This window comes from Paraburkholderia sp. RL17-373-BIF-A (assembly GCF_046030175.1).
Classification (GTDB): Bacteria; Pseudomonadota; Gammaproteobacteria; order Burkholderiales; family Burkholderiaceae; genus Paraburkholderia.
In genome coordinates this window covers 1-1719 of the sequence record NZ_JARESO010000234.1, presented here as the reverse complement: position 1 = coordinate 1719, position 1719 = coordinate 1, and the positions used below count along the sequence as shown (strand labels likewise).

The window sequence follows — 1719 nt, the reverse complement described above, 5'->3', positions numbered from 1 at the left end:
GCTGATTCGGCAAGCCTAATGGCCTCGACCTTGAACTCGTCCGTGTATTGCCGTTTGGGCACCAGCTTCTCTGACATTCAGACCTCCGTACAAACAGGAAATTAACAAATTCCTGCTGTACGTGAAATCGAGGCACGGTCAATCGAGAAATTCCCGTTTGCGTGTACGTTTCGTTGACAGATCCAGACCAAGATCAAGTTGCGTCATCGAAGACTCCCTTAAACTTGCCTATCTCCCAAGATAGTCCACGCGTACGCCGACGCCAGGACTTTTGCAGACCTTCCTAGATTTTCGGTCGGCGCAAACACATACTCACTTCAGCAGCCACTCTCGAATCCATCGCACCGCTTCATTCACGAGCGTCCCTTAAGGATTGCTGGTCTTGTAAGGCCCAAACCGAGATGCTTCGTAAGCGGCGCGATCACCGGGAAACAACTCGGGAATAGCGAATCCTTCGGGTCTGAATAGCGGATCGGGGTAAAGGGTCGTTCTCGACGCGAAATGCTTGCGCGGTAGTTCGCTGTTCACATAAGCCGAGATATCAAAAGCGTCGTTGATCGACAGGATCGGCGCAGCGGCAGAGCTGCCAAGGGGCATGTTCGCATGCACGAAGCGGGTCAGTAAAGGAACCATATACATATGCCCGGCATCGTTATAGCTGTCGTCTCCCGCGATCGCCGGGAAAACATAGCCGCCTCCTTGATCGAAGTCTGGCTGACGCGTGCCGACACCCGTCGACGCATGACAAGCGGCGCAGTTCTGTTCAAAAAGCGTCTTGCCTGTTTGAGGACTCGCCGCCCGCGCCGGCATCGAGATTGGCTCAAGCCCCGCCCCTTCCATTCCCATGCCACGTTTCGCTTTGCTGCCCAGCCATGTCATATAAGCGACCATGGCCTTCATTTCGCGTGAATCTTTTGCGAACGGCACCGAGCCCGTACCGCACATTTGCAGAATCCGGTCCTCTACAGTGTAAATGCGCATCATTTTCACGTCGAGCTTGGGATAATCGTTGACGACATTTACGAACGGCAGCGCGAAAGGCTTGGTACCCGGCATCCCGCTTGACCCCGCCTGATGACAATTCACGCAATTCAAATTGTTGCTGGAATAGCGATGCATCTTCTCCGGCGCATAGGGCCCAATATATCGAGACGTGTATGTCAGGATCTTCATTCCATACGCGATCAACTCCCCCTGCTCGCCAGTCGGCAATTCACCGTGACTCGGCATTGTCCACGGCTGAATCTCCCGCCTGTCGTGCAGCGCAACCAGTGTTTCTGCTGTCTTCGTGTCGACGATGTCCGCAGACGACTCGGGCGGCAACAAATTGATCGCCAATACTGGTGCGCTGGACATCAACGCAACGCCGAGCCCTATCATGGTGACGTTCAATCGCAATTTCATTCGCATCTTCTCCTGCTTTAGTATGGGTTGACAGGTGGTGCCGCGACGGTCCGGTGGCACCTCAGCACGGCTGAGCGGTTCTGCCGAAGTGACGTGCATTTAACTCGTTGGTTGTACCCCAAGGGCTGGGGGAAATGTTCGCGCAAGTGGAACATCCCTTGTCGCGACAAGGGGGCCTCTGTAGGGTCAATAAGCGATCTATCGAAGCGGCTAATAATGCTGATTAGTATATGGGACACCAAACAAGCGTTTCACAGAGTCGACCAACGATTGGCGGATAATGTCTGGCTATGGAACACGTGCGGTCCGGCAAAA

Annotated in this window: 1 protein-coding gene; it reads right to left on the bottom strand. The window is 54.2% G+C overall.

Translation table 11 applies throughout. The features are described 5' to 3' along the window. Nucleotides 1–366: 366 nt before the first annotated feature. Complete coding sequence (locus tag P0D80_RS49945; protein ID WP_408296086.1) at nt 367–1404, bottom strand: c-type cytochrome; 1038 nt, start codon at nt 1402–1404, stop codon at nt 367–369. Nucleotides 1405–1719 lie beyond the last annotated feature (315 nt).